The organism is Nonomuraea sp. NPDC049750 (assembly GCF_040659625.1).
Lineage (GTDB): Bacteria > Actinomycetota > Actinomycetes > Streptosporangiales > Streptosporangiaceae > Nonomuraea.
This window is the reverse complement of sequence record NZ_JBFANB010000002.1, coordinates 506980-528460: the sequence shown is the minus strand read 5'-3', so window position 1 is coordinate 528460 and position 21481 is coordinate 506980. Positions and strand designations below refer to the sequence as shown.

Annotated in this window: 19 protein-coding genes and 1 pseudogene; 13 read left to right on the top strand and 7 right to left on the bottom strand. The window is 69.7% G+C overall.

Annotated features, from left to right (window positions below; translation table 11 throughout):
* Complete coding sequence (locus tag AB0J16_RS07645; protein WP_358535713.1) at positions 1-774, bottom strand: crotonase/enoyl-CoA hydratase family protein; 774 nt, start codon at positions 772-774, stop codon at positions 1-3.
* 146 nt (positions 775-920) lie between these two features.
* Here AB0J16_RS07645 and AB0J16_RS07640 point away from each other — a divergent pair, with 146 nt between their 5' ends.
* Positions 921-1790, top strand: a complete 870-nt coding sequence (locus AB0J16_RS07640; protein WP_358535711.1) for a LysR substrate-binding domain-containing protein — start codon at positions 921-923, stop codon at positions 1788-1790.
* Positions 1791-1900: 110 nt separating this feature from the next.
* Entirely contained in the window at positions 1901-3484 is a 1584-nt protein-coding gene (locus AB0J16_RS07635) for a long-chain-fatty-acid--CoA ligase (protein ID WP_358535709.1), read from the top strand.
* On the opposite strand, the gene AB0J16_RS07630 is transcribed toward AB0J16_RS07635, so the two are convergent.
* The 3 genes from AB0J16_RS07630 to AB0J16_RS07620 all read right to left on the bottom strand — a co-directional run bounded on the left by AB0J16_RS07630 (position 3463) and on the right by AB0J16_RS07620 (position 6381).
* Entirely contained in the window at positions 3463-4350 is an 888-nt protein-coding gene (locus AB0J16_RS07630) for a LysR family transcriptional regulator (RefSeq protein WP_358535707.1), read from the bottom strand. The genes AB0J16_RS07635 and AB0J16_RS07630 overlap by 22 nt on opposite strands.
* 85 nt (positions 4351-4435) lie before the next feature.
* On the bottom strand, positions 4436-5200 hold the full coding sequence (locus AB0J16_RS07625; RefSeq protein ID WP_225297582.1) for an SDR family NAD(P)-dependent oxidoreductase: 765 nt from the start codon (positions 5198-5200) through the stop codon (positions 4436-4438).
* 50 nt (positions 5201-5250) lie between these two features.
* Positions 5251-6381: an acetyl-CoA C-acyltransferase gene (locus tag AB0J16_RS07620; protein WP_358535704.1), complete on the bottom strand. Its 1131-nt coding sequence runs from the start codon at positions 6379-6381 to the stop codon at positions 5251-5253.
* Between the two features lie 757 nt (positions 6382-7138).
* Here AB0J16_RS07620 and AB0J16_RS07615 point away from each other — a divergent pair.
* Genes AB0J16_RS07615 through AB0J16_RS07605 form a run of 3 tightly spaced genes read left to right on the top strand, consistent with a single transcriptional unit; the run spans position 7139 to position 8615 of the window.
* On the top strand, positions 7139-7276 hold the full coding sequence (locus tag AB0J16_RS07615; RefSeq protein WP_358535702.1) for a hypothetical protein: 138 nt from the start codon (positions 7139-7141) through the stop codon (positions 7274-7276).
* Complete coding sequence (locus tag AB0J16_RS07610; protein WP_358535700.1) at positions 7273-8130, top strand: hypothetical protein; 858 nt, start codon at positions 7273-7275, stop codon at positions 8128-8130. Before AB0J16_RS07615 ends, AB0J16_RS07610 begins: the two co-directional genes overlap by 4 nt.
* An 8-nt stretch (positions 8131-8138) precedes the next feature.
* Positions 8139-8615 carry a hypothetical protein gene (locus AB0J16_RS07605; RefSeq protein WP_358535698.1) on the top strand — a complete coding sequence of 159 codons (477 nt, stop codon included), beginning with the start codon at positions 8139-8141 and terminating at the stop codon, positions 8613-8615.
* Between the two features lie 83 nt (positions 8616-8698).
* Here AB0J16_RS07605 and AB0J16_RS07600 read toward each other — a convergent pair whose 3' ends face one another.
* Positions 8699-9403: a DUF4097 family beta strand repeat-containing protein gene (locus AB0J16_RS07600; protein ID WP_358535696.1), complete on the bottom strand. Its 705-nt coding sequence runs from the start codon at positions 9401-9403 to the stop codon at positions 8699-8701.
* Between the two features lie 516 nt (positions 9404-9919).
* Here AB0J16_RS07600 and AB0J16_RS07595 point away from each other — a divergent pair.
* The 4 genes from AB0J16_RS07595 to AB0J16_RS07580 all read left to right on the top strand — a co-directional run bounded on the left by AB0J16_RS07595 (position 9920) and on the right by AB0J16_RS07580 (position 14049).
* Positions 9920-11134 (top strand): hypothetical protein, encoded by a 1215-nt coding sequence (locus tag AB0J16_RS07595; protein WP_358535694.1) that lies wholly within the window; start codon positions 9920-9922, stop codon positions 11132-11134.
* A gap of 194 nt (positions 11135-11328) precedes the next feature.
* Complete coding sequence (locus AB0J16_RS07590; RefSeq protein ID WP_358535692.1) at positions 11329-12063, top strand: hypothetical protein; 735 nt, start codon at positions 11329-11331, stop codon at positions 12061-12063.
* Positions 12064-12228: 165 nt separating this feature from the next.
* On the top strand, positions 12229-13614 hold the full coding sequence (locus AB0J16_RS07585; protein WP_358535690.1) for a glycoside hydrolase family 16 protein: 1386 nt from the start codon (positions 12229-12231) through the stop codon (positions 13612-13614).
* Between the two features lie 60 nt (positions 13615-13674).
* Complete coding sequence (locus AB0J16_RS07580; protein ID WP_358535688.1) at positions 13675-14049, top strand: VOC family protein; 375 nt, start codon at positions 13675-13677, stop codon at positions 14047-14049.
* Positions 14050-14090: 41 nt separating this feature from the next.
* Here AB0J16_RS07580 and AB0J16_RS07575 read toward each other — a convergent pair whose 3' ends face one another.
* Positions 14091-15287 (bottom strand): hypothetical protein, encoded by a 1197-nt coding sequence (locus AB0J16_RS07575; protein WP_358535686.1) that lies wholly within the window; start codon positions 15285-15287, stop codon positions 14091-14093.
* A 62-nt stretch (positions 15288-15349) separates the two neighbouring features.
* Here AB0J16_RS07575 and AB0J16_RS07570 point away from each other — a divergent pair, with 62 nt between their 5' ends.
* Positions 15350-16294: a 2-oxoglutarate and iron-dependent oxygenase domain-containing protein gene (locus AB0J16_RS07570; protein ID WP_358535684.1), complete on the top strand. Its 945-nt coding sequence runs from the start codon at positions 15350-15352 to the stop codon at positions 16292-16294.
* Positions 16295-16352: 58 nt separating this feature from the next.
* On the opposite strand, the gene AB0J16_RS07565 is transcribed toward AB0J16_RS07570, so the two are convergent.
* Entirely contained in the window at positions 16353-18689 is a 2337-nt protein-coding gene (locus AB0J16_RS07565) for a GH1 family beta-glucosidase (RefSeq protein ID WP_358535682.1), read from the bottom strand.
* Between the two features lie 91 nt (positions 18690-18780).
* Between AB0J16_RS07565 and AB0J16_RS07560 the strand changes: the two are divergent.
* The 3 genes and pseudogenes from AB0J16_RS07560 to rocD form a co-directional block, all read left to right on the top strand.
* Positions 18781-19215, top strand: a pseudogene (locus tag AB0J16_RS07560) (Lrp/AsnC family transcriptional regulator); the annotation flags it as partial.
* 153 nt (positions 19216-19368) lie between these two features.
* Positions 19369-20241 carry a dimethylargininase gene (gene ddaH / locus AB0J16_RS07555; RefSeq protein WP_357948135.1) on the top strand — a complete coding sequence of 291 codons (873 nt, stop codon included), beginning with the start codon at positions 19369-19371 and terminating at the stop codon, positions 20239-20241.
* Between the two features lies 1 nt (position 20242).
* Positions 20243-21457: an ornithine--oxo-acid transaminase gene (rocD, locus tag AB0J16_RS07550; protein ID WP_358535680.1), complete on the top strand. Its 1215-nt coding sequence runs from the start codon at positions 20243-20245 to the stop codon at positions 21455-21457.
* Positions 21458-21481 lie beyond the last annotated feature (24 nt).

The window sequence follows — 21481 nt, the reverse complement described above, 5'->3', positions numbered from 1 at the left end:
TCATCGGCCCTGCCAGTTCGCTCGGCGCTTCTCGGCGAACGCGCGGGCGCCCTCCTGAGCGTCCTCCGACGCGAAGACGGGCTCGATGATCGCGCGCTGCCGGGCGAACCTCTCCGACTCCGGCCACTGCCCGTGTTCCTTGATCACCCGTTTGCTGGCGAGGGTGGCGAGCGGGCCGTTCTCCGCGATCCTGGCCGCGAGCGCGAGCGCCTCGTCGAGGGCCTTTCCCTCCTCGGTGAGCCGGTTGACCAGGCCGATCGCGTACGCACGCTCGGCGGCGATCAGGTCGCCGGTCAGCGCGAGCTCCATCGCGATCTGCTCGGGGATGCGGTGCGGCAGGCGCAGCAGCCCACCGGCGGCCGCGACCAGACCGCGCTTGACCTCCGGGATGCCGAACCTGGCCGTACGCGCCGCGACCACCAGGTCACACGCGAGGACGATCTCGCAGCCTCCCGCCAGCGCGTAGCCCTCGACCGCCGCGATCAGCGGCTTGTTCGGCGGCGCCTCGGTCACGCCCGCGAATCCCCTGCCCTCGATGTTCGGCCGCTCGCCGCGCAGGAACCCCTTCAGGTCCATTCCCGCGCAGAAGCTGCCCCCGGCCCCGGTGAGGACGCCGACGGACAGGTCGTCGCGGCGGTCCAGCTCGTCGAGCGCGGCGGCGATGCCCTCGGACACCGCCCGGGTGACGGCGTTCTTCGCGTGCGGCCGGTTGATGGTGATCACCGCGACGCGCGCCTCGTGGCGCACCAGCACCTCGTCGCTCTCGGTTGTCATCTGTTCGGAACTCCTGAGTGGGCCGGTGGGATACGGGTCGGCTACTCCTGACTGCATCATCACCGGGCCGGTTAGCGCCAAGACCAGAGTGCGTATGGATCTATCAGCGGGGCCTATGAGCTCAGGTCAGAGATAGTGTCCGAGGTATGGACCTCCGGCTCGTCGCGTACTTCGTCGCGGTCATCGACCACGGCGGCATCACCAAGGCCGCCAAGGAGCTGTACATCGCGCAGCCGTCCTTGTCCCAGGCCATCCGCAGCCTGGAACGCCAACTCGGCGCCCAGCTCTTCGACCGGTCCGGACGCGGGCTCACGCTGACCGCCGACGGGCAGGCGTTCGCCGGTCCGGCGCGGCAGATCCTGGCCGACGTCGAGAGCGCCAAGCGCCGGGTGCACGCCGTCCGCGACCTGCTCACCGGACGTCTGGAGATGGCGGTGCTGTCGACGCTGTCCGCCGACCCACTACCGAGGTTGATCAGCGAGCTGCGGCGGCTGCATCCCGGCATCCTGGTCACCGTACGCGATCCAGGCAGCTCGTCCGGCGTGGAGAGCCAGGTCCGCCAGGGGCACGCCGAGCTGGGGCTGACGGACTTCCCGGTGAAAAGCGACATGCTGCGCACCCGCGAGCTGTGGGACCAGGAGATCACCCTGGTCCTGCCGCCCGACCTGGCCGCCACGCTCCCCGACCCGGTCCCGCTGGCGGCGATCGCCGAGATCCCCCTGGTGCTGGAGTACTCCGACGCGGGCGGCCGGGCCGCCATCGACGACGCCCTCGGGCAGGCCATCGACCTCGTCGCCGTCGAGTGCGCGCACCGGCAGGCGATCTGGGAGCTGGTCATGCACGGCGCGGGCGCCACGTTCCTGCCCCGGCCGATCGCCGAGGCCGAGCTGCGCAACGTCGTGGTGCGCTCCACCTCGCCCCAGGTCCGGCGCACGGTACGGCTCGTGCACCGCTCCGGCCCGCTCTCCCCCGCCGCCGCGGCGTTCCTGGAGGTCGCGGCGGCCATGAGCGCTTGACGCATAGGTTCGGCCTATCGGAGGATGCGGCGTTCGGTCTTTGCGCCCCGCTCCGATGGGTGGTCGACTCTCGGCAGCGGGCCTCGGGCCGGATGCGAAGGAGATGCCACGTGAACACGGCGCTGCCCCCCACCTCCGGGGGCATGACGATCGGCGACCAGCTCGCCCGGCATGCCCGCTCGGTCGCCGACGCCGTGGCGCTGCGCATGGACGGGGTCGATCGCACATACCGGAAGCTGGACGAGCGGGTCAACCGGCTCGCCCATGTGCTTCGGACGCGCGGGGTCGAGCCAGGCGACCGGGTCATGGTGATGACGTTCAACCGGCTGGAGATGGTGGAGACGTTCTTCGCCTGCGCCCGGCTGGGCGCGGTCTGCGTTCCGGTCAACTTCCGGCTGCACGCCGAGGAGGTGTCCTACCAGCTGGCCGACAGCGGGGCCGTCGTCGCGGTCGTCGAGTCGGCGCTGGCCGCTACGTTCGCGCAGGCGTGCAAGGACGCGCCGGCGCTGCGTCACAGCCTCATGGTCGGGCCGGGCGACCCCCATGGCGGCATGGAGGCGTACGAGGACGCGCTGCGCGACGCGTCCGCGTCCGGGATCGACGTGGCGGTCGATCTCCACGCCCCGGCCTTCATCATGTACACCTCCGGCACCACGGGACGCCCCAAGGGCGCGGTGCTGACGCACTACAACCTGCTCATCCAGACCATGAGCAGGATCGCGCACACCGGGCTGCCCAGCGACTGCCGGACCTGGCTGATCAGCACCCCGCTCTTCCACATCGGCGGCCTGGCGGCGCTGCTGTCGAGCGTCCTGCTCGGCGCGAAGACCGTGATCGCCAGGTCGGGCCGGTTCGACCCGGCCGAGATCATGGACACGCTCGAACGCGAGCGCATCGGATACTGCTTCCTCGTCCCCGCCCAATGGCAGGCCATCGTCGATATCCCGGATATCAAGGACAGGGATCTGTCAGCCCTGCGGATCATCTCGTGGGGCGCCGCGCCCGCGACGAAGACCCTGCTGAACAGGATGATCGACACGTTCCCGGACGCGAAACTGTCGAGCGTGTTCGGGCAGACCGAGTGCGGCGCGGTGAGCACGATGCTCCGTGGCGAGGACGCACTGCGCAAGATCGGCTCGGTGGGGACGCCGCTGCTCAACGTCGAGGTCCGCATCGTGGACGAGCAGATGAACGACGTGCCTCGGGGGCAGGTCGGCGAGATCGTCTACCGCGGCCCGTCGATCATGACCGGCTACTGGAACAAGCCCACCGAAACCGCCGAGGCGTTCGCGGGCGGCTGGTTCCACTCCGGTGATCTCGTCCGCCAGGACGAGGACGGCTACATCTACGTCGTCGACCGCCTCAAAGACATGATCATCTCCGGTGGCGAGAACATCTACTGCGCCGAGGTGGAGGAGGCCATCGCCGCCCACCCGAAGGTGGCCGAGGTCGCCGTGGTGGGCGTTCCGGACGAGCGGTGGGGCGAGACGCCGCTGGCCGTCGTCGTCTCCGCCGGCGCCACCGGCTCCCCGACCGCGGAGGAGATCGGGCAGTGGTGCCGGGCGCGGCTGGCGGCGTACAAGGTGCCGCGGCTTGTGGTGGTGGTCACGGAGCTGCCGCGCAACGCCAGCGGCAAGGTGCGCAAGAACGAGCTGCGCGAACGCTGGCGGACTCAGTCCGTGACGCTCGCCTGAGCCAGGTCGACGAACGCGCGGCCTGCGGGCGACAGCGCTGCCGGGTCGTACACCAGCCCATAGGCCCGGCTGATCCGCGGCTCGAGCGAGCGCACCACGGCCCCTCTCGCCGCGGCGGCCTCGGCCATCGACCGTTCCAGGAACGTGGCGCCCACACCGGCCAGCACGAGGGGCAGCCGGGCCTCGCGGTGCTCCACCACGATGGACGGGCTGATGGCACGGCCCGCCGCCGCGACCGCCTGCTCGATCACGCCGACCGCCAGGGAGCTGCCCCGCGGCACGGTCACCTGCGGGAGGTCCGGCAGCTGCGACAGCGGCAACGGACCGTCGGGACGCGGCGCCGATCCAGGCGGCAGCACCAGCCAGTACTCCTGCAGCCCGAGCTCGCGGACCTCCAGCCCCGCGTGGCCGATCGCGGGCAGATGGCAGACCACGATCTCGCAGTGGCCCTCCCTGATCAGGGACGTCGCCATCGCTTCGTCGCGCAGGTCCCCGATCCTGATCGACACCTTCGGGAACTCCCTGCGGAAGGCGCCCACCAGGCGCGCCACCGCATCGGCCGACAACGCGGGCATGGCGAAGATGTCCAGCCGGCCCCGCGGCCGTCCGGCCGCGTCCACCAGGGATCCCTCAGCGGCGACGACGTCGCGCAGGACGCGGCGCGCGGGTCCGACCAGGCTGTGCCCGGCCGAGGTGAGCACCATGCCGCGGCCGATGCGGTGGAACAGCGGGACGCCCAGCTCACGCTCGAGCCCTTGGATGGCCTGCGAGATGGTGGGCTGGGCGACGTCCAGGACGGTCGCGGCCGCGTTGATGCCGTTGTGGTCGACGACCGCCAGGAAGTACTTGATCTGGTGCAGGTCCACGGGCCGACTGTATCCGTGGGCGACTCGCCCTGTGCGGACGGCCCGCATGGTGCATAGCGGACAGCCGATCAGAGCGGGCAGCGGGTCAGCGGGGAGCCATGCGGATGGCGCCGTCGAGGCGGATGGTCTCGCCGTTGAGGTAGCCGTTCTCCAGGATCTGACACGCCAGTTGCCCGAACTCCTCCGGACGCCCGAGACGCGCCGGGTTGGGCACGCTGGCCTCCAGCGAGGCCCGTACGTCGTCGCGCAGGCGGGCCAGCAGGGGTGTGTCCATGATCCCGGGCGCGATCGTGCACACCCGGATCGACCTGCTGGCCAGGTCGCGGGCCGCCGTCAGGGTCATCCCGACGATGCCGGCCTTCGCGGCGGTGTACGGGATCTGCCCGATCTGGCCCTCGTAGGCCGCGACCGACGCGGTCAGCACGATGGCGCCGCGCTCGCCGCCCACCTCGTCATGGCGCGCCATGCGGGCCGCGGCGAGGCGCAGGGCGTTGAACGAGCCGATCAGGTTGAGCCTGATCACCCATTCGAAGTCCTCGAGTGAGCCGGGGTTGCCGTCCTTGTCCAGCAACCTGAGCCTGCGGCCGGCACCCGCGCAGTGCACGAGCCCCCGCAGCCCGCCGTCCGCGTCGGCCGCGTCGAGCGCCGCCCCGAACTGGCCGGCATCCGTGACGTCCGCGGCGACGAACCGCGCCGCGCCGCCGAGCTCCTTGGCGACGTCGGTGCCCGCGGAGGTGGGCAGGTCGATGAGGGTGACCCGGCCGCCCGCCTCGACCACCCGGCGGGCCGTGGCCAGCCCCAGTCCGGACGCGCCTCCGGTGACGGCGATGGACAGTCCTTCCAACCGCATGCGCGCGGCTCCTCTCAGTCGGGAATCTCTCAGGCCGGGATCATCTGTCTTCAGAGCAGCTCGAGGATGGTCGCGTTGGCCATGCCGCCCGCCTCACACATGGTCTGCAGGCCGTAACGCAGGCCCTGGTCCTTCATGTGGTGCACCAGACGGGTCATAAGAACGGCTCCCGAACCGCCCAGCGGGTGCCCCACCGCGATCGCCCCGCCCAGAGGGTTGAGCCGGTCACCGGAGCCGCCCGTCTCCGCCTGCCAGGCCAGCGGCACGGGCGCGAACGCCTCGTTCACCTCGTACGCGCCGATGTCCTCGATGCGCAGACCGGACTTCTTCAGCACCTTCGCCGTCGCCTCGATCGGCGCGGTCAGCATGATGACCGGATCGTCCCCGGCCAGCGCGACACTGTGCACGCGGGCGATCGGCCGCAGCCCCCGCGCCCGGGCGATCTCGCCCGACGTGATCAGCAGCGCGCCCGCGCCGTCGGAGATCTGCGACGCGTTGCCCGCGGTGATCACGCCGTCCTCGCTGAAGGCGGTCCTGAGCCCACCCAGCGTCTCCACCGATGATCCGCGGCGAATGCCCTCATCTGTACGGAGCCCTTGTACGGGAGCGAGCTGTCCGTCGAGCGCGCCCGAGTCCACCGCCGCGGCCGCCCGGGCGTGGGACCGCGCCGCGTACTCGTCGAGCCGTCGCCGTGACAAGCCCCACCGCTTGGCCATCATCTCCGCCCCGATGCCCTGGTTGAAGCCGTCCACGCCGTAGCGTTCGAGGACCTCCTCCGGGTACGGGCGGCCGTCGCGCGCGGCCGATCCCATGGGCACCCGGCTCATCGACTCCACCCCACCGGCGATCGCGAAGTCGTAGTGTCCCGCGACCACTCCCGCCGCCGCGAAGTGCGCCGCCTGCTGGCTGGAACCGCACCGCCGGTCGACTGTCGTGCCGGGCACCGATTCCGGCCATCCCGCCGCCAGCACCGCGACGCGGGCGATGTTGCCGGACTGGTCCCCGGCCTGACTGACACATCCCCAGATGACATCGTCGATCTCCCCCGGTTCCATGCCCGTACGCTCGACGAGCGCCGTCAGGACGTGCGCGGACAGGTTCGCCGGGTGAACACCGGCCAGGGCCCCGTTGCGCTTTCCGATGGGCGTACGCACCGCGTCGACGATGACCGCGTCCCTCACAGGCTTCTCCTCACATAGGTACGGACACCGCTGGGAACGCTGGGTGTCATGGGTTGGATTCGCCGCTCGGAACAGGCCTGCGGGAGCCATCCGAATCAACCACACGCCACCGACCACGCACAAAGCCCTGATTGCGATCGGGCATATCGCCGATACCTATGTGAGCCGCGACCCGGCGTCCAGGCAGGCGACACCTCTCACTGTCCCCGCCGCCGCCAACCTGAGGCGTGGGAGCGGGGCGAGTGCCGCGAGCAATCGTCCCGATTTTCAGGCCCGAACGGCCTCCTCCATCAGGGGAGATTGGAGGCTAAAGCGAGTGCCGCGCCACTTCCGGCGCCTCGGGCTTGGAGGCCCCGCGCTCCGGATTGGGTTGCCATCGAATTACCTGCCTACCAAAGGCGTCCCCGACTTCTGGAGTCTGATCTCGGCGTATAAATTTCTGGCCAGTTCGTCCAAAGTCTCTCCGCAACGCACGTTGGAGAGAAGGCTGTTCTTGGGCACGAAGTGGGCGCGGATGGCGACCCAGCCTCCGGACATGTCGGTGATCTGCCAGTCAGGGAATCTGCTGAGCACTTGCTGCAAGGTCAGGGACACGGCCGCGCTCCGGCGATCAGGGGCGAGAGCGGGTACGACATGCGGAGCGTCGCGTAGCGGAGGGCGATTCGATGGGCGGGTGTCGTAGGTGCTTCGTGGCCGTCAGCCGCTCACCGTAGACCAGGTTCGGGAGATATCCATTCGTATCGGGGTCCCGCTTCACTTGCTCCGATTCGGAGCCCGAGAGGATGACGATCCGACGAAGCGCAGAGATTTCGGCAAGGCGGTGGCGTTGACCGCGCTGGCGGGCGTGGCCCTGCCCAAGCGCCCGGACGTGGACGAGACCACAGCCGCCACGTGACCAGTATCACCGGCGCCCACCGCCGCTTGGAGGCCGGCACGCCTGCGCGTGAACTCGCCCGGCTGGCCGTGGCCCAGGTCGATCTCGCGAACCGCGTCCTCGGCTGCGCGTCGCGGTCACCGTACGCTGATGAGGTCCGGTCTGCTCTGAGCGAGGCGGCGGGCTTCGCGGCCTGGGTGCACGCTGACATGCAGGACACCGGTTCGGCGCGCTTCTACTACCGTCGTGCGATCGACAGCGCACGGCAGGCTGACAACGCGCTGCTGGCGGCGTACATGATCGGCAGTCTGGCCGCCTTCGAGATCGACGCCGACGATCCGCTCACCGGACTGAACCTTCTGGCGAGGGCGCGGCGGGAGATCGGCGAGCGGCCCCCGGCTACCGCTCGCGCGTGGCTGTTGAGCATCGAAGCGCTCGGCCACGCAGCCGCACGAGACGAGGCGGCCGCGCTTCAGGCGTTGAGAGCGGCGGAGTCGGCGGTACGGGCCGTCGCGCCGCCCTGGCCGTGGGTGTTCCCCTTTGATCATGCGAAGCCGGCGGGTTATCGCGCGCTGGTGATGGTACGGCTCAAGCGGCCGGCCGAGGCCGTCGCTGCCTTCAACGAGTCGCTCTCCTCGGCCCAGCCCGGTGCGAAGCAACGGGGCGTGCTCATGACCGAGGTAGCGACCGTCGAGGCCATGTTGGGACGCTATGACGAGGCGCTGTATCTGGCCTCCAACGCGCTCACGGTGGGGACGGCGTATGGGTCGGAGCGTGTCCTGCATCGGGTCAGGACCTTCCGTCGTGCCTATGGCGGCCCGCCATCCAACGCCCTTCGGTCCTTCGACGAACGTCTGCACGCCACTCTGCTCTGAGGGGGATCATGGTCCGCATCGCCGTCTCCGGTCACCGGGGCTTGCCGGAAGAGACTGCCGTGCTGGTCGATCGGGCGATACGTGAGGCGCTCGCGGCGTACCTTCCCGACATCAGTGGGTTGTCCTGTTTGGCGGATGGGGCCGATCAGATCTTCGCTCGCGGGGTGCTGGACCTTGGTGGAGCGCTGGAGGCGGTGATTCCGGCCAAGGAGTACCGAGACGGGCTGCCGAGCGAGTGCCATGCGGCTTACGACGAGTTGCTGGGCCGGGCTGTCCGGGCCCACAGGCTGGACTTCGTGGAGTCCACCTCGGAGTCCCACATGACGGCCAGTTCGCGCATGCTGGACGACGCCGATGTGTTGTTCGCCGTCTGGGACGGGCAGCCCGCCCGAGGGTATGGCGGCACTGCCGACGTGGTGGCCGAGGCTCGGCGGCGAGAGGTGCCTGTCCGGGTGATCTGGCCCGAAGGAGCCCGGCGAGATTAGGAGCCTCTAGGCACTAGATAACACCAGGTCCTCGGCGTCGTGCCGGTCGCCGGTCGCCGAGAGCACCGGCGGGCTGGGGGGCTTCAGGGAGTCGCGACCTCCATGTCCCCGGAGTCGCTGGACAGCGCGATCGAACGCTGGGCCGAGGTGTCGCTGGCGGTCCTGATGACCTTGTTCCCGGAGTCGGTTTTGGCGTCGATCCGGTACGGCGTCTGCGGCACGTGGATCACGGTCTTGCCCGAATCGGTGACGGTCGTGACCTTGTCGGGCGGCCCGGTGAAGGTCAGGGTCATGTCCCCCGAATCGGTCTTCGCGGCGACCTCCTTGGCCGTCAGGCCGATGGCCTTGACGGTCCCGGAGTCGCTCGTGGCCTCCAGCGCGCCCGACAGCCCCTTCAGCGTCAGGTCCCCCGAATCGGAGCGGACCTTGACGCGCAGGCCCTTGGGTACCTCGACCTGGTAGCTCACGTCGCAGGTCACGCCCCAGGCGCCCAGCCCCCAACTGGTCGGGCAGTCGAACGCCAACTCCAGCGTGTCACCCCGTACCTCGTGGCGGGTCGTCGGCTTGTTCTTGCGCCAGTTGAGGCGCTCGGTCACATGGATGCCCTGCCGATCCGACTCGACCACGTCCACGGTGCCGGCGTCGGCTTCGATGTGCAGCGCCGCCACCTTGTCGGTGAGGTCGTACGACTTTGTGTCCGCCTCGGGCGTAATACCGGCGCCGCATCCGGTCAACACCGCCGCGAGCCCGAGCAGGCCCGCGATCACCGCTGTTCTCTCGATCTTCATGGTGCTCAATTCTGGGCGATCCGCCCCGTACCCGGCCTCAAGGGGATCCCTGAAATCCCCCTGATGACATCACTGAGTGAAACCAGTGATCACCAAGGGCAGCGCCTTGCGAACGGTCTGGTTGGGGTCCACGTCGCCCGCGTCGGTGAGGGTCTGCGTCGCGCCGCGGGAGTGCAGGTGGCTCTGGCAGCGCGGAACACCTCGGCCGGCGTGCGGTAAATGTCGGTGTAGCGGTTCCTGGAGATCACGAAGTAGGCCAGGGAGAACGAGGACATCCGCACCTAGTCGTCGGCCGCCGCGGCCTCGAACGAGCTCAGGTTGAACGGGCCGGCGATCGGGGCGAGCCCGCCGAGCCGGAAGTACGGGTCCTGTCTCCGCTGCAGGGCCCGGCGCTTCCAGTGCGGTGTGCTGGCTGGTTTGCGTTGAGGAGAGGGCTGCTTTGGGTGGGGATTGAGCGATTAGGGTGGTGAGTCAGGGCACTCTAGCCGGGTAGCGGTTCTCTGCCGGGAGACGCGGATGGCGTTCTGGTCGCGGCTGTTCAAGTGGGGGGCGGGCGATCCGCTGGCCGAGCGGGAGGAAGCGCGTCGGCAGGGGATGCGGGATGCCCGGCAGCATCCGCTTGGGGAATTCACGGACCCGGAGTTCCAGCCTTCGTACGTGACCGAGGTGCGTGCTCTGGCGCGGGAACGGATCACCGAGGTTGATCGGCGGCTGGCGGCCACCAGAACGGCGCTGCTTGAGCGGGCTGTGGGGGCTCGGGAGACGATACTGCGCGAGCTCGGGCGGGCCGATCTGCGGCCGGACGGCGGCTACGGCAACGGGTCCGGGCCAAGGTCGGGGTCGGGCTCCGGGTCGGCGTCGGCGTCAGGGTCAGGGTCGGAGTCGGGGTCCGGGTTCATTGCCGGGTCTGGGTCTGGGTCTGGGGTCGAGGGTGCTGGGTCGGCGGGTGATTCCGCTGCTGCTTCTGCCAACGCTTCAACGCGGGTCTCCGCTGGTGGGGAGGATGCGTTCATTTCCATCGCGGAGGCCAGGCGGCGGCGGGGTGAGGCGCGGCGCAGGGTGGTGTTACAGGAGGCCAGTGACACGGTTCATCGGGCCAGGGCGCAGATCGAGCGGCTCACGCAGGAGTGGGAGAGCGCGCTGATCGAGCGCAACCACGCCGTGGAGACCGTGCATGCCAGGGCCGAGCAGCTCATCGCCGCCTATCGGGGTGGGGTGATGCGGGCTCATCCGCGTAAAGAGGAGATTCCGTCGCTGTGGAAGGGCGAGGTCATCGCGATGGACTCCTCGGGGGACAGTGCGGCGGCGGTCTCCGGGCGGGAGGAGATCGGGCGGATCATGGAGGAGGTCGAGGCGCGGATCGAGGTATGGCACGCCGAGGTCATACCCCGGACGCTGCCCAGCGAGGTGCGGCGCTCCCTGCCCAGAGAGGCAACCCCCGATGCCGACCTGGATTCGGAGGGTTCCGAAGGGGATGTCGGTTCGGACACCACCTCCGATTCGGATGCCGCCTCCGATTCGGATGCCGCCTCCGATTCGGACGCCAGTCCCGGCTCGAACACCGACATGGGTCCCAACGCCAGCCCCGGCCCCGGCCCCGGCCCCGGCCCCGGCGTAGGCCACCGCCCCGCCTCGGACTCGGCCTCCGATCTGGGGCCCATTGAAGAAACGGCGCCCGATCGGGGGGTCAGGTCGGAGGGTGACGAGCCGGGGGCTGGAGGAAGGCGATGACGGACGCGGGTGGCGGCGACACCGGGGGGCGGGGGGAGCCCCTGACGCAGGTGGCCAGGCGGCGGGCGGGCGTTGGGGGGCGGTCAGTGGCTTGCGCGGGCACCGCGTTGCAGGCGAGGGCTTCAATGGCCTGGGCAGGCGTCGGGCGACGGGCTACGGCCTCGGCGGCCTGGGCAGGCGTCACGCGGCGGGCAATGGCGTCGACAGCCTGGGCAGGCGTCACGCGGCGGGCGATGGCTTCGGTGGCCGTGGTGGTGCTGGTGGTGGGCGGGGTTGCTGGGTGTGGGACTGAGGCGAAGGCTGTGTGCGGGGTGGTCGTGGACTCCACGAGCTATGCCGATCCGGCGACTTCCCGCAGTGACGTCACCTCCAAGTTGCCCGCCTTCGCGCAGGGCTGTGACTGGATCGCGTACGCCGCCGTGACCGGAAGCTCCGAGAGCAGTACGTGCCGCCAGGACCCGGTGTCCATCGCGGCGACCAAAGCCGAGAACCCCAACGCGAACCCGGTCGTCGAAGACCGCATCCGGGCCCATCGGATCACCGAGGTGCTCCCCCGGGCGGTGAAGTTGTTCGACTGCCCGACCGAAGGCGAGGGGTCGGACGTGCTGGGGGCGCTTCGGTACCTGGTCAAGCAGATGAGCGCCCAGCGGCAACCCGACAAGGCGCATCAGATCATCGTGTTCAGCGACCTCATCAACAACCGGGGTGAGCTGAACATCAACAAGCTCGACCTGAGCGAGGCCGCCAGGAAGCAGAAGGCCAAGCAGTTGCGGGAGTCGCAGTTGATGCCTGATCTGGCTGGTTACGGGGTGGTCGTGCATGGGTTTTTGCGGGAGAAGACGGCGAGTCCTGACCGTTTTCCACTGCTGGAGGACTTCTGGAAGGAGACGTTCGAGGCGGCGGGAGCGAGTCCGGTCGATCTGCTGTAGCGGAGCGACTTCGAGAGCGCTCTCTAAAGGCGGCGAGTGGTCTGACCCTGAGCCGTCAAGGCCGTGTTGACACGGCGTTACGCCTGTGTTTACGTCTCGGTGAGAGAGCGCTCTCTAGCACGAACAACCCCTGCTCAAGCCTCCGCATCCCCCCAGGAGCAAGGAATGGCAGCACAATCACCGGCCCGCAGGCGCTTGGCGGCGGTGGCCGTGGCGCTGGCGGTGCTCGCCGCCCTCCTCGTGCACGTGGCCGTGAGTGCGTCCGCGGCCGTGCCCCCAACCCCTTCCGGCTGGTCACTCGTCTGGTCGGACGACTTCAACGGCAACGCGGGCGCGCCGCCCTCGTCGGCCAACTGGATCGTGGACACCGGGCACGCGTACCCCGGCGGACCGGGCAACTGGGGCACCGGCGAGATCCAGAACTACACCGGCTCCTCCTCCAACCTCGGCCTCGACGGCGCCGGAAACCTGCGCATCACGCCCCAGCGCAGCAGCTCCGGCGAATGGACGTCGGCACGCATCGAGACGACGCGGTCCGACTTCAAGCCGGCCGACGGGCGGGTGCTGCGCATCGAGGGCCGCATCCAGATGCCGAACGTGACCGGTCAGGCCGCCCTCGGCTACTGGCCGGCGTTCTGGGCACTCGGCTCGCCGTACCGGGGCAACTACTGGAACTGGCCGGGCATCGGCGAGTTCGACATCATGGAGAACGTCAACGGCATCAACTCCGTCTGGGGCGTCCTGCACTGCGGCGTGAGCCCCGGCGGGCCGTGCAACGAGACCACCGGCCTGGGCGCCAACCGCGCCTGCCCCGGCTCGACGTGCCAGGAGGCCTTCCACACCTACCGCTTCGAGTGGGACCGCGGCGTCAGTCCCAACCAGTTGCGCTGGTACGTGGACGGCCAGCAGTTCCACAGCGTGAGCCAGTCCCAGATGGACGCCACGAGCTGGGCCAACATGACCGGGCACGCCGGGTACTTCCTGCTGCTCAACGTGGCCATGGGCGGCGCTTTCCCGAACGCGCTGGCCGGCAGCGGGACGCCGGTCGCGGCCACCGTGCCGGGGCGGCCGATGGTCGTCGACTACGTGGCGGTATGGCAGAGCGGCAGCTCCGGACCGACCAACCCGCCAGGCGGGGTGGACGCCCGCTCGACCATCCAGGCCGAGAGCTACCAGGCTCAGTCGGGCACCATCGTCGAGACCACCACGGACACGGGCGGCGGCCAGAACGTCGGCGCCATCGCCAACGGCGACTGGCTCCGCTTCGACGGGGTGAACTTCGGCTCCACGGCCGCCGGGCAGTTCAAGGCCAGGGTGGCGTCCGGGGCGGGGGCCGGGGTGAGCGGGCTCGTGCAGGTACGGCTCGACAGCCCCACCGCCACACCGATCGGCGACTTTGCGCTGGCCAACACGGGCGGCTGGCAGAGCTGGCGGACGGTGCCGGCGAACATCTCGGGAGTGACCGGTACGCACACGGTCTACCTGACGTTCAGCAGCGGGCAGCCGGCCGACTTCGTCAACGTCAACTGGTTCACGTTCTCCACCACCTGAGGGACCGCCTCTCGGGGGAGATGGCGGGACCGCACTGATCACCTGGCTAGGGTTGGCGTCATGATTCTGCGCCATGTGACGATCGACTGTGCCGAACCGTACGAGCTGGGGACCTTCTGGAGCCAGGTGACCGGGTGGCCGTTGTCCGACGAGGACGAGCCGGGTGACCCCGAGGTGCTCGTCGTGGCGCCCTCGCCCGTGCCGGGCCTGCTGTTCATCCGGGTTTCGGAGGGCAAGACGGCGAAGAACCGGATCCACTTCGACTGGATGCCGACCGACCGGACCCGCGACGAGGAGGTGGAGCGCATCATCTCCCTTGGGGCGAAGTTGCACGAGGACCACCGCAAGGCTGACGGGCGCGGTTGGGTGACACTGCGCGACCCTGAGGGCAACGAGTTCTGCGTTGAGCGCGGCGAGGCCGAGCGCGCCAACTGAGCTGATCAGACACCTCGCCCGCCGCAGGGAGCCGCCGTACCTCAGGTTCCCTGAGGGTTGGTGCTGCGGCGTCTGACCACGATGCGTTCGGCCCAGCTCGCCGCCTCCGGGTCGTGCAGGCCCTCCACCACGCCGCCCAGGTACGCCGTGCCAAGGCTGTCGAACCCGCTGTCGAGCTGTCTCATCCTGCTGGCCTGACGCCGTTCGACGGCCTGGAGGTACTGCGCGACACTCTCCGCGTACCCGGCGTCTCGCTGGTAGTCGGCCTGGGCGGCGGCGCAGGCCGACGCCTCGGCGTCGCGTTTGGCGCGCAGCTCGCGCAATCGGCGGTCGTTGGGGTTGTGCATCCTGCGCCCCAGGTCGGCGGCGATCAGCGCGGTGGCGACGAGCAGGGCGAGCAGCAGGATCATGGTGGGCACGAGGCCGACGCCTGAGGAGGTGGGCCCGATCTCCTGACCGTCCACGACCAGTGGCTTGACCAGGGCCTCGCGGCGGAGCACGGCCACGGCGACGATCAGGCCGAGCCAGACGAGCGCGACACCGATCAGCAGCCAGCGTCCCTTGGCGGGGCTGCCGTTCTCCTGCCAGGCCCGGAACGACCTGCCGTACATGTGCGGCGCGACCAGCATGATCAATGCGGCGCCCGCCGCGAGCAGGGCGGTCATCGCCACGCTGTCGCCCCAGTTCAGGATCACCTGGTAGAGGATGGGCACCTCGACGATCAGCAGGAGCAGCAGGAGCAGCGCGGCGGGCAGCCAGCGGCGGACGACCGGCCAGCGGCTGCCGGACAGCGCGATGGAGCTCGGGCGACCGTCGCCGGGGCGCCTGCTCGGCTGCTCCAGCTCCCGCACCCGGCGCTGGGTGTCGTCGAGGGCCTGCCGGGCCTCCCCGAACGTGCGCTGCGACTCGGTCAGCTTGATCTTCTGCGCCTCGAACTCGGCGTGGGCCTGCTGGATCTCGCGCTCGGTGAGGTTCTCGATCTGGGCCAGTTCGGCCAGGCGCTCGTCCTCCAGCTCGTGGAAGCGCGGCACGCTGCCGGTTTCGAGGGTGAGCGTGTCGATCTGGCCGTCGGTGGCGTGGGCGCGGCCCAGCTCGCGTTCTTCGCGGCGGCGCTGCGCCCAGTCGGGCAGGTGGTAGAGGTCTCCGTCGTACGCGACGGCGGGGGCGATACGGGCGACCTGGCGTGGCTCGTCGGATTCGTCCCCGTGCTCGTGCTCGTTCCGGCGAGTGAAGCGCATGCGGCCTCCAACGCGGTCCTGTCATTCGATGCTAATCGCCGGGAATGCGGAACAATGGCGTCGTGAGCGAATTGCCGGTGATCGATATCTCACCGCTCCTCTCCTCCAAGGACAGGGGTGCTGTTGCGGAATGGATCGGCGCCGCCTGCCGGGACAGCGGTTTCTTCTACGTCTCGGGTCACGGGGTCTCCCCCGAGCTCGTCGCCCGCCTCGACGCGGCGGCCAGGAGGTTCTTCGAGCTGCCGGTCGAGGTGAAGAACGAGATCTCGATGGAGCGCGGCGGCCGGGCCTGGCGCGGGTTCTTCCCGGTCGGCGACGAGCTGACCTCCGGGCGGCCGGACCAGAAGGAAGGCGTCTACTTCGGCGCCGAGGAGCCCGCGAGCGAGGTGCCGCTGCACGGCCCGAACCTGTTCCCGGACCAGGTGCCCGAGCTGCGCGCGGCCGTGCTTGACTACCTCGGCACGATGACCGGTGTCGCCCAGGCCGTCATGTCGGGGATCGCGCTCAGCCTGGAATTGCCCGAGGACTATTTCCGTACCGGCTACACGGCCGATCCGACCATCCTTTTCCGGATATTTCACTATCCGCCTGCGGTGCCGAACAAGGACGAGTGGGGCGTCGGCGAGCACACCGACTATGGGCTGCTCACTCTCCTGCTTCAGGACGGCAACGAAGGGCTCCAGGTCCACACCTCTAGCGGCTGGGTCGACGCGCCACCGCTGCCGGGCACGTTCGTCTGCAACATCGGCGACATGCTGGACAAGCTGACTGGGGGTCTCTATCGGTCCACCCCGCACCGGGTGCGCAACCTGAGCGGCAACGAGCGTCTGAGTTATCCGTTCTTCTTCGATCCCGGTTGGGATTGTGAGGTGCCGCCGCTTCCGTACACACCGGGGGGCCGCGCGCGCTGGGACGGGCAGGATCTGCGGGCGTTCAGCGGCACATACGGAAACTATCTCCTCGCGAAGGTGTCCAAGGTCTTCCCCCATCTCGCCGACGCGCTATAGCCCCCGCGCCCGGCCGAGTGAGCCGGACGCGGGGAGGCCGTCAAAGCGGTGAGGCCGTCTAGGTGGATTCCCGCACCACGAGGCGGGTCGGGACGATGACCGACGTGGTGTGCCTGCCTTCCAGCCTCGACAGCAGCAGCCTGGCCAGCGCCATGGCCTGCTCCGCGACCGGGGCCTGGACCGTGGTGAGGGACGGGGTGGTGCAGGCGGCCGCGTCTATGTCGTCGAAGCCCGCGATCGCCAGGTCCTCGGGCACCCGCCTGCCCGCCTGCCGGGCCGCGCGCAGCGCGCCGATCGCCAGGTGGTCGGAGGTGGCGAAGACGGCGTCCAGCCGGGGGTTGTCCGCGAGCAGGCGCCGCGCCGCCGCCGCGCCCGACTCCAGGGTGGGCTCGGCGGTGGCGATCAAGGGGTGCGCGCCCACCCGTTCGAGCGCGTTCCGGTGGCCTGTCAGGCGGTCCTGGACCGTGACCACGTCCAGGGGGCCGCAGATGATGCCGAGGTCGCGACGGCCGGCGGCCAGGAGGTGGTTCGTCGCCGCCGCCGCGCCACCGATGTTGTCCACGTCCACGTAAGGGATCAGGGAGGCGACCGGCGGCTTGCCGAGCAGGACCAGCGGCAGGCCCGTGCGGCCCAGGCTCTCGGTCAGCGGGCCGGTCCGGTCCGGCATGGCGAGGATGACACCGTCCACCAGCCGGGCCTCGACGTGCTGGACGATGCGCCGGTGGCTCTCCGCCGTGTCGGCGAGCATGAGCGTGATCCGCTTGCCCGCCCCTTCCAGGACGCTCGTGACGTACTGGACGACGGCCGCGGTCAGCGCCTCGCCGCCGGGCCTGGGCGCGGACAGGACCAGCGCGATCGACTCCGTGCGGCGCGTGACCAGGCTGCGGGCCGCCGCGTTGGGGACGTAGCCCAACTCCTGTACGGCGCGCAGCACGCTGGCGCGGGCCTCGGAGCTGACCGACGCCTCACCGTTCATGACGCGGGACGCCGTGGCCCTGGAGACCGACGCGCGGGCGGCGACGGTCTCCAGCGTGGGCCGTTTCGGGCGGCTCTCGCCCAGGCCGTTGCGCTTGATGACATCGCGGTACCAGTGGGCGCTGTCCTTCGGCCGCCGCCGCTGGGTGGCGAAGTCGACGTGGTAGACGCCGAACTTGCGCTGGTACCCATCGGCCCATTCCAGGCAGTCCAGCAATGACCAGAGCAGATATCCGCTGACCCGCGCGCCCTCCTCGACAGACACCCGGAGCGCGCGCAGGTGCTCCTCGATGAAATTGATCCTGTCGACGTCGTGAATGCCGTCGCCCGATATCACGTCGACGAAATCTGCGCCGTTCTCGGTGAGCATCAACTGGGTTTCTGGATATTCCCGGGAAAGGCGGCGGAGCAGCAGCGGGAGTGCGTCAGGGACGATCGGCCAGCCCATCGCGGTCACCGCGGTCGGCACGGTGCAGAAGAGAATTCCCGCGCTTCCCGGATAGGCCGGGTCGGCGGGCTGGCTCGGCTGGGCCTGTACGACGGTCGGCGCGTAGTAATTGACGCCGAGCAGGTTGATCGGCTGGGAAATGGTGGCCAGGTCGCCGTCCTGGATGTGGTCGAGACCCGCGGTCCGCTCGATGACCGGGAGCAGTTCGGCGGGATAGGCGCCGCGCAGCACGGGCTCCAGGAACTGCCGGTGCAGCAGCGTGTCGATCCTGGCCACCGCCTCCGCGTCCTCCTCCGGCAACTCCATCGACAGGTCGCCGACCTGGCCCGGCGTCATGACGGGGCCGAAGTTGAGCACCAGCCCCACCTTGGACGGGCGCAGCGCCCGGGTCGCGAGCCCGTGCGCCAGCAGCAGGTGGTGCGCGCTCCTGAAGGCGTCGGCCGCCGAGGTGCGGCCCGGCGCGTGAATGCCGGAGCCATAACCCAGAAAGGCCGCCACCCACGGCTCATTGACCGTGAACCAGGTGTCGACGCGGTCGCCCAGCCGATCGTGCACGACCCGCGCGTAGTCGGCGAAATGAGCGGCCGTGTCGCGGAGGGCCCAGCCGCCCTCGTCCTCCAACGCCTGCGGCAGATCCCAGTGGTAGAGGGTCGCGTACGGCTTTATGCCCGCGCCGAGTAATTCGTCGACCAGCTTCTCGTAGAAATCCAGCCCGGCGGTGTTGACCCGCCCCGAGCCGTCGGGAACGACCCGCGGCCAGCTCACCGAGAAACGGTAGGCGGTCACGCCCAGGTCTTTCAGCAGGCCGATGTCCTCGACGTATCTGTGGTAATGGTCGCAGGCGGCCTGCGAATCGGAAAAGGTGTCCCAGATGGACGGTCCCCGGCCGTCGGCCACATTGGCGCCCTCAATTTGATAGGCGGACGTCGAGACGCCCCAGACGAAATTCTCGGGAAAGGCTGCGCTGCTCACTTGCCCAGTATCCTCCGGTGAAAGATCGAGCGCCCAGTCTCCCCCGGCGCGCTCGTCGCGCGCCAGCCGGGATTGGCTGTATACAGGGCGCGTGGAACTGGACCGGCTGGATCGTGACATCATCGCGGCGCTCGTCGACGACGCCCGCCAGACCTATGCGGAGATCGGGCAGCGGGTCGCCCTGAGCGCGTCGGCCGTGAAGCGCCGGGTCGACCGGCTGCGCGACGCCGGGGCGATCACCGGGTTCAGCGCCAGGGTTGCGCCGCAGGCGCTCGGCTGGACCACCGAGGCGTACGTCGAGCTGTTCTGCCAGGGCAAGACCAAGCCGTCCGACATCGCGCTGGCCGTGGCCAAGTGCCCGGAGGTCGTCGCGGCGGCCACGATCACCGGGGAGGCCGACGCGCTGGTGCACATCCGGGCCACGGACGTACGGCACGTCGAGCGGGTGATCGAGCGGCTGGCCGCCGAGGCGTTCGTGGTGCGGACCAAGAGCTCGATCGTGCTGTCGCGGCTCGTCGACCTGCCGCCGGGAGCCATCCCCGAGGTGCCGCCCACCAGCGGTGCCCTGCCGGAATCGGACCCGTTCGGGGGTGCCGTACCGGGTGAGCGCAACAGAACGCAGGTCGGTGGCTGAGACTCGCAACAGACCCGCGCGCACACGCAATGTCAACCCCTTGGCCTGCGCAAACATAAATTTCTAGGCTGTCTTCGTCCCCGCAGGGGGCATTTCCCGACGACCCCGACGGAGACCTGCATGCCCAAGCACTTCCTCATGTGCCGCCCCGAATACTTCACGGTCGAGTACGCGATCAATCCGTGGATGCATCCCGAGGCCGACACCGACCGCGATCTCGCGATCCGGCAGTGGGAGGGCCTCAAATCGGCTTACGAGAGCCTCGGGCACCAGGTCAGCCTCATCGATCCCGTCGAGGGTCTGCCCGACATGGTCTTCGCCGCGAACGGCGCCCTGGTCGTCGGCGGGCGCGTCTACGGCGCCAGGTTCGCCTTCCCGGAGCGGGCCGCCGAGGGTCCGGCCTACCTGCGCTGGTTCGCCGAGAACGGCTTCCCGGTCAAGGAGCCGGTGCACGTCAACGAGGGCGAGGGTGACTTCCTCACGCTCGACGACGTCATCCTGGCCGGCACCGGCTTCCGTACGAACCTGGCGGCGCACCAGGAGGCGCAGGAGTTCACCGGCCGGCCGGTGATCTCGCTGACGCTGGTGGACCCGCGTTTCTACCACCTCGACACGGCGCTGTTCCCGATCGACGGCCGCAACGTCGCCTACTACCCCGCCGCCTTCTCCGAGGGCAGCCGCGCGGTGCTGGCCCGGCTGTTCCCGGACGCGGTGCTCGCGACCGACACCGACGCCGAGGTCCTCGGGCTGAACGCGGTCAGCGACGGCACCCACGTGGTGATCAACGCCGAGGCGGGCGACCTCCAGCTGGAGCTCAAGCGGCGCGGCTACGAGCCGATCCCCGTCGACCTGTCAGAGCTGCGCAAGGCAGGCGGCGGCCCCAAGTGCTGCACGCTGGAGATCCGGGGGGAGAACTGAGATGAGCACCACCCAAGAGCTGATCGACGTAAGCGAGCGCCGTAGCGCGCACAACTACCACCCGCTGCCCGTGGTCATCCACGAGGCGCACGGCGCGTGGGTGACCGACGTCGAGGGCAAGCGTTACCTGGACTGCCTGTCCGGCTACTCCTCGCTCAACTTCGGGCACGGCAACCCGAAGATCATCCAGGCGGCTCAGGAGCAGCTGAAGAACCTGACGCTGACCAGCCGGGCGTTCTATCACGACCAGTTCGCCACGTTCTGTGCCGGGCTCGGCGACCTCACCGGCAAGGACATGATCCTGCCGATGAACACCGGCGCCGAGGCCGTCGAGACCGCCGTCAAGGTCGCCCGCAAGTGGGGCTACGAGGTCAAGGGCGTCCGGCCCGAGCAGGCCAACATCATCGTGATGGAGGACAACTTCCACGGCCGGACGACCACGATCGTCAGCTTCTCCACCGACCCCGACGCCCGCGACAATTTCGGGCCCTACACCCCGGGATTCCGGATCGTTAAGTACGGCTCGGTCGAGGCGATCAGGGAGGCCATCGACGCCGACACGGTGGCGGTGCTGCTGGAGCCCATCCAGGGCGAGGCCGGGGTGCTGGTGCCGCCGGACGGCTACCTCCCGCAGGTGCGGGAGCTGTGCACCGCCCAGGGGATCCTGATGATCGCCGACGAGATCCAGTCGGGTCTCGGCCGCACCGGCAAGACGTTCGCCTGTGACCACGAGGGCGTCGTGCCCGACATGTACGTCCTGGGCAAGGCCCTCGGCGGCGGCGTCGTACCGGTCTCGGCGATCGCCGCGAACGCGGACATCCTCGGCGTGATCAAGCCGGGCCAGCACGGCTCCACCTTCGGCGGCAACCCGCTGGCCTGCGCGGTCGGCAACGCGGTGATCGAGATCCTCAACACCGGCGAGTTCCAGGCCAGGGCGACCGAGCTCGGCGAGGTGCTGCACGCGCGGCTGCGCGAGCTGATCGGCCACGGCGTGGTGACGGTACGCGGGCGCGGGCTGTGGGCGGGCGTCGACATCGACCCGTCGCTGGCCAGCGGGCGCGAGCTGTCCAAGGCGCTGATGGCGCGCGGCGTGCTGGCCAAGGACACGCACGGCTCCACGATCCGGCTGGCGCCGCCGATCGTGATCTCGGAGGAGGACCTGGTCTGGGCGGTCGACCAGCTCGCCGACGCGCTGGCCTCCTTCGGTCAGAACTAGAGACCACACCTGGAAACAGGTACG

Excerpts from the sequence above, each read along its gene's own strand:
- AB0J16_RS07645 (WP_358535713.1), bottom strand. The coding sequence starts at position 774 with ATGACAACCGAGAGCGACGAGGTGCTGGTGCGCCACGAGGCGCGCGTC.
- AB0J16_RS07640 (WP_358535711.1), top strand. The coding sequence starts at position 921 with ATGGACCTCCGGCTCGTCGCGTACTTCGTCGCGGTCATCGACCACGGC.
- AB0J16_RS07625 (WP_225297582.1), bottom strand. The coding sequence starts at position 5,200 with ATGCGGTTGGAAGGACTGTCCATCGCCGTCACCGGAGGCGCGTCCGGA.
- AB0J16_RS07605 (WP_358535698.1), top strand. The coding sequence starts at position 8,139 with ATGGTCCGCATCGCCGTCTCCGGTCACCGGGGCTTGCCGGAAGAGACT.
- AB0J16_RS07600 (WP_358535696.1), bottom strand. The coding sequence starts at position 9,403 with ATGAAGATCGAGAGAACAGCGGTGATCGCGGGCCTGCTCGGGCTCGCG.
- AB0J16_RS07595 (WP_358535694.1), top strand. The coding sequence starts at position 9,920 with ATGGCGTTCTGGTCGCGGCTGTTCAAGTGGGGGGCGGGCGATCCGCTG.
- AB0J16_RS07590 (WP_358535692.1), top strand. The coding sequence starts at position 11,329 with ATGGCGTCGACAGCCTGGGCAGGCGTCACGCGGCGGGCGATGGCTTCG.
- AB0J16_RS07585 (WP_358535690.1), top strand. The coding sequence starts at position 12,229 with ATGGCAGCACAATCACCGGCCCGCAGGCGCTTGGCGGCGGTGGCCGTG.
- AB0J16_RS07580 (WP_358535688.1), top strand. The coding sequence starts at position 13,675 with ATGATTCTGCGCCATGTGACGATCGACTGTGCCGAACCGTACGAGCTG.
- AB0J16_RS07575 (WP_358535686.1), bottom strand. The coding sequence starts at position 15,287 with ATGCGCTTCACTCGCCGGAACGAGCACGAGCACGGGGACGAATCCGAC.
- rocD (WP_358535680.1), top strand. The coding sequence starts at position 20,243 with ATGAGCACCACCCAAGAGCTGATCGACGTAAGCGAGCGCCGTAGCGCG.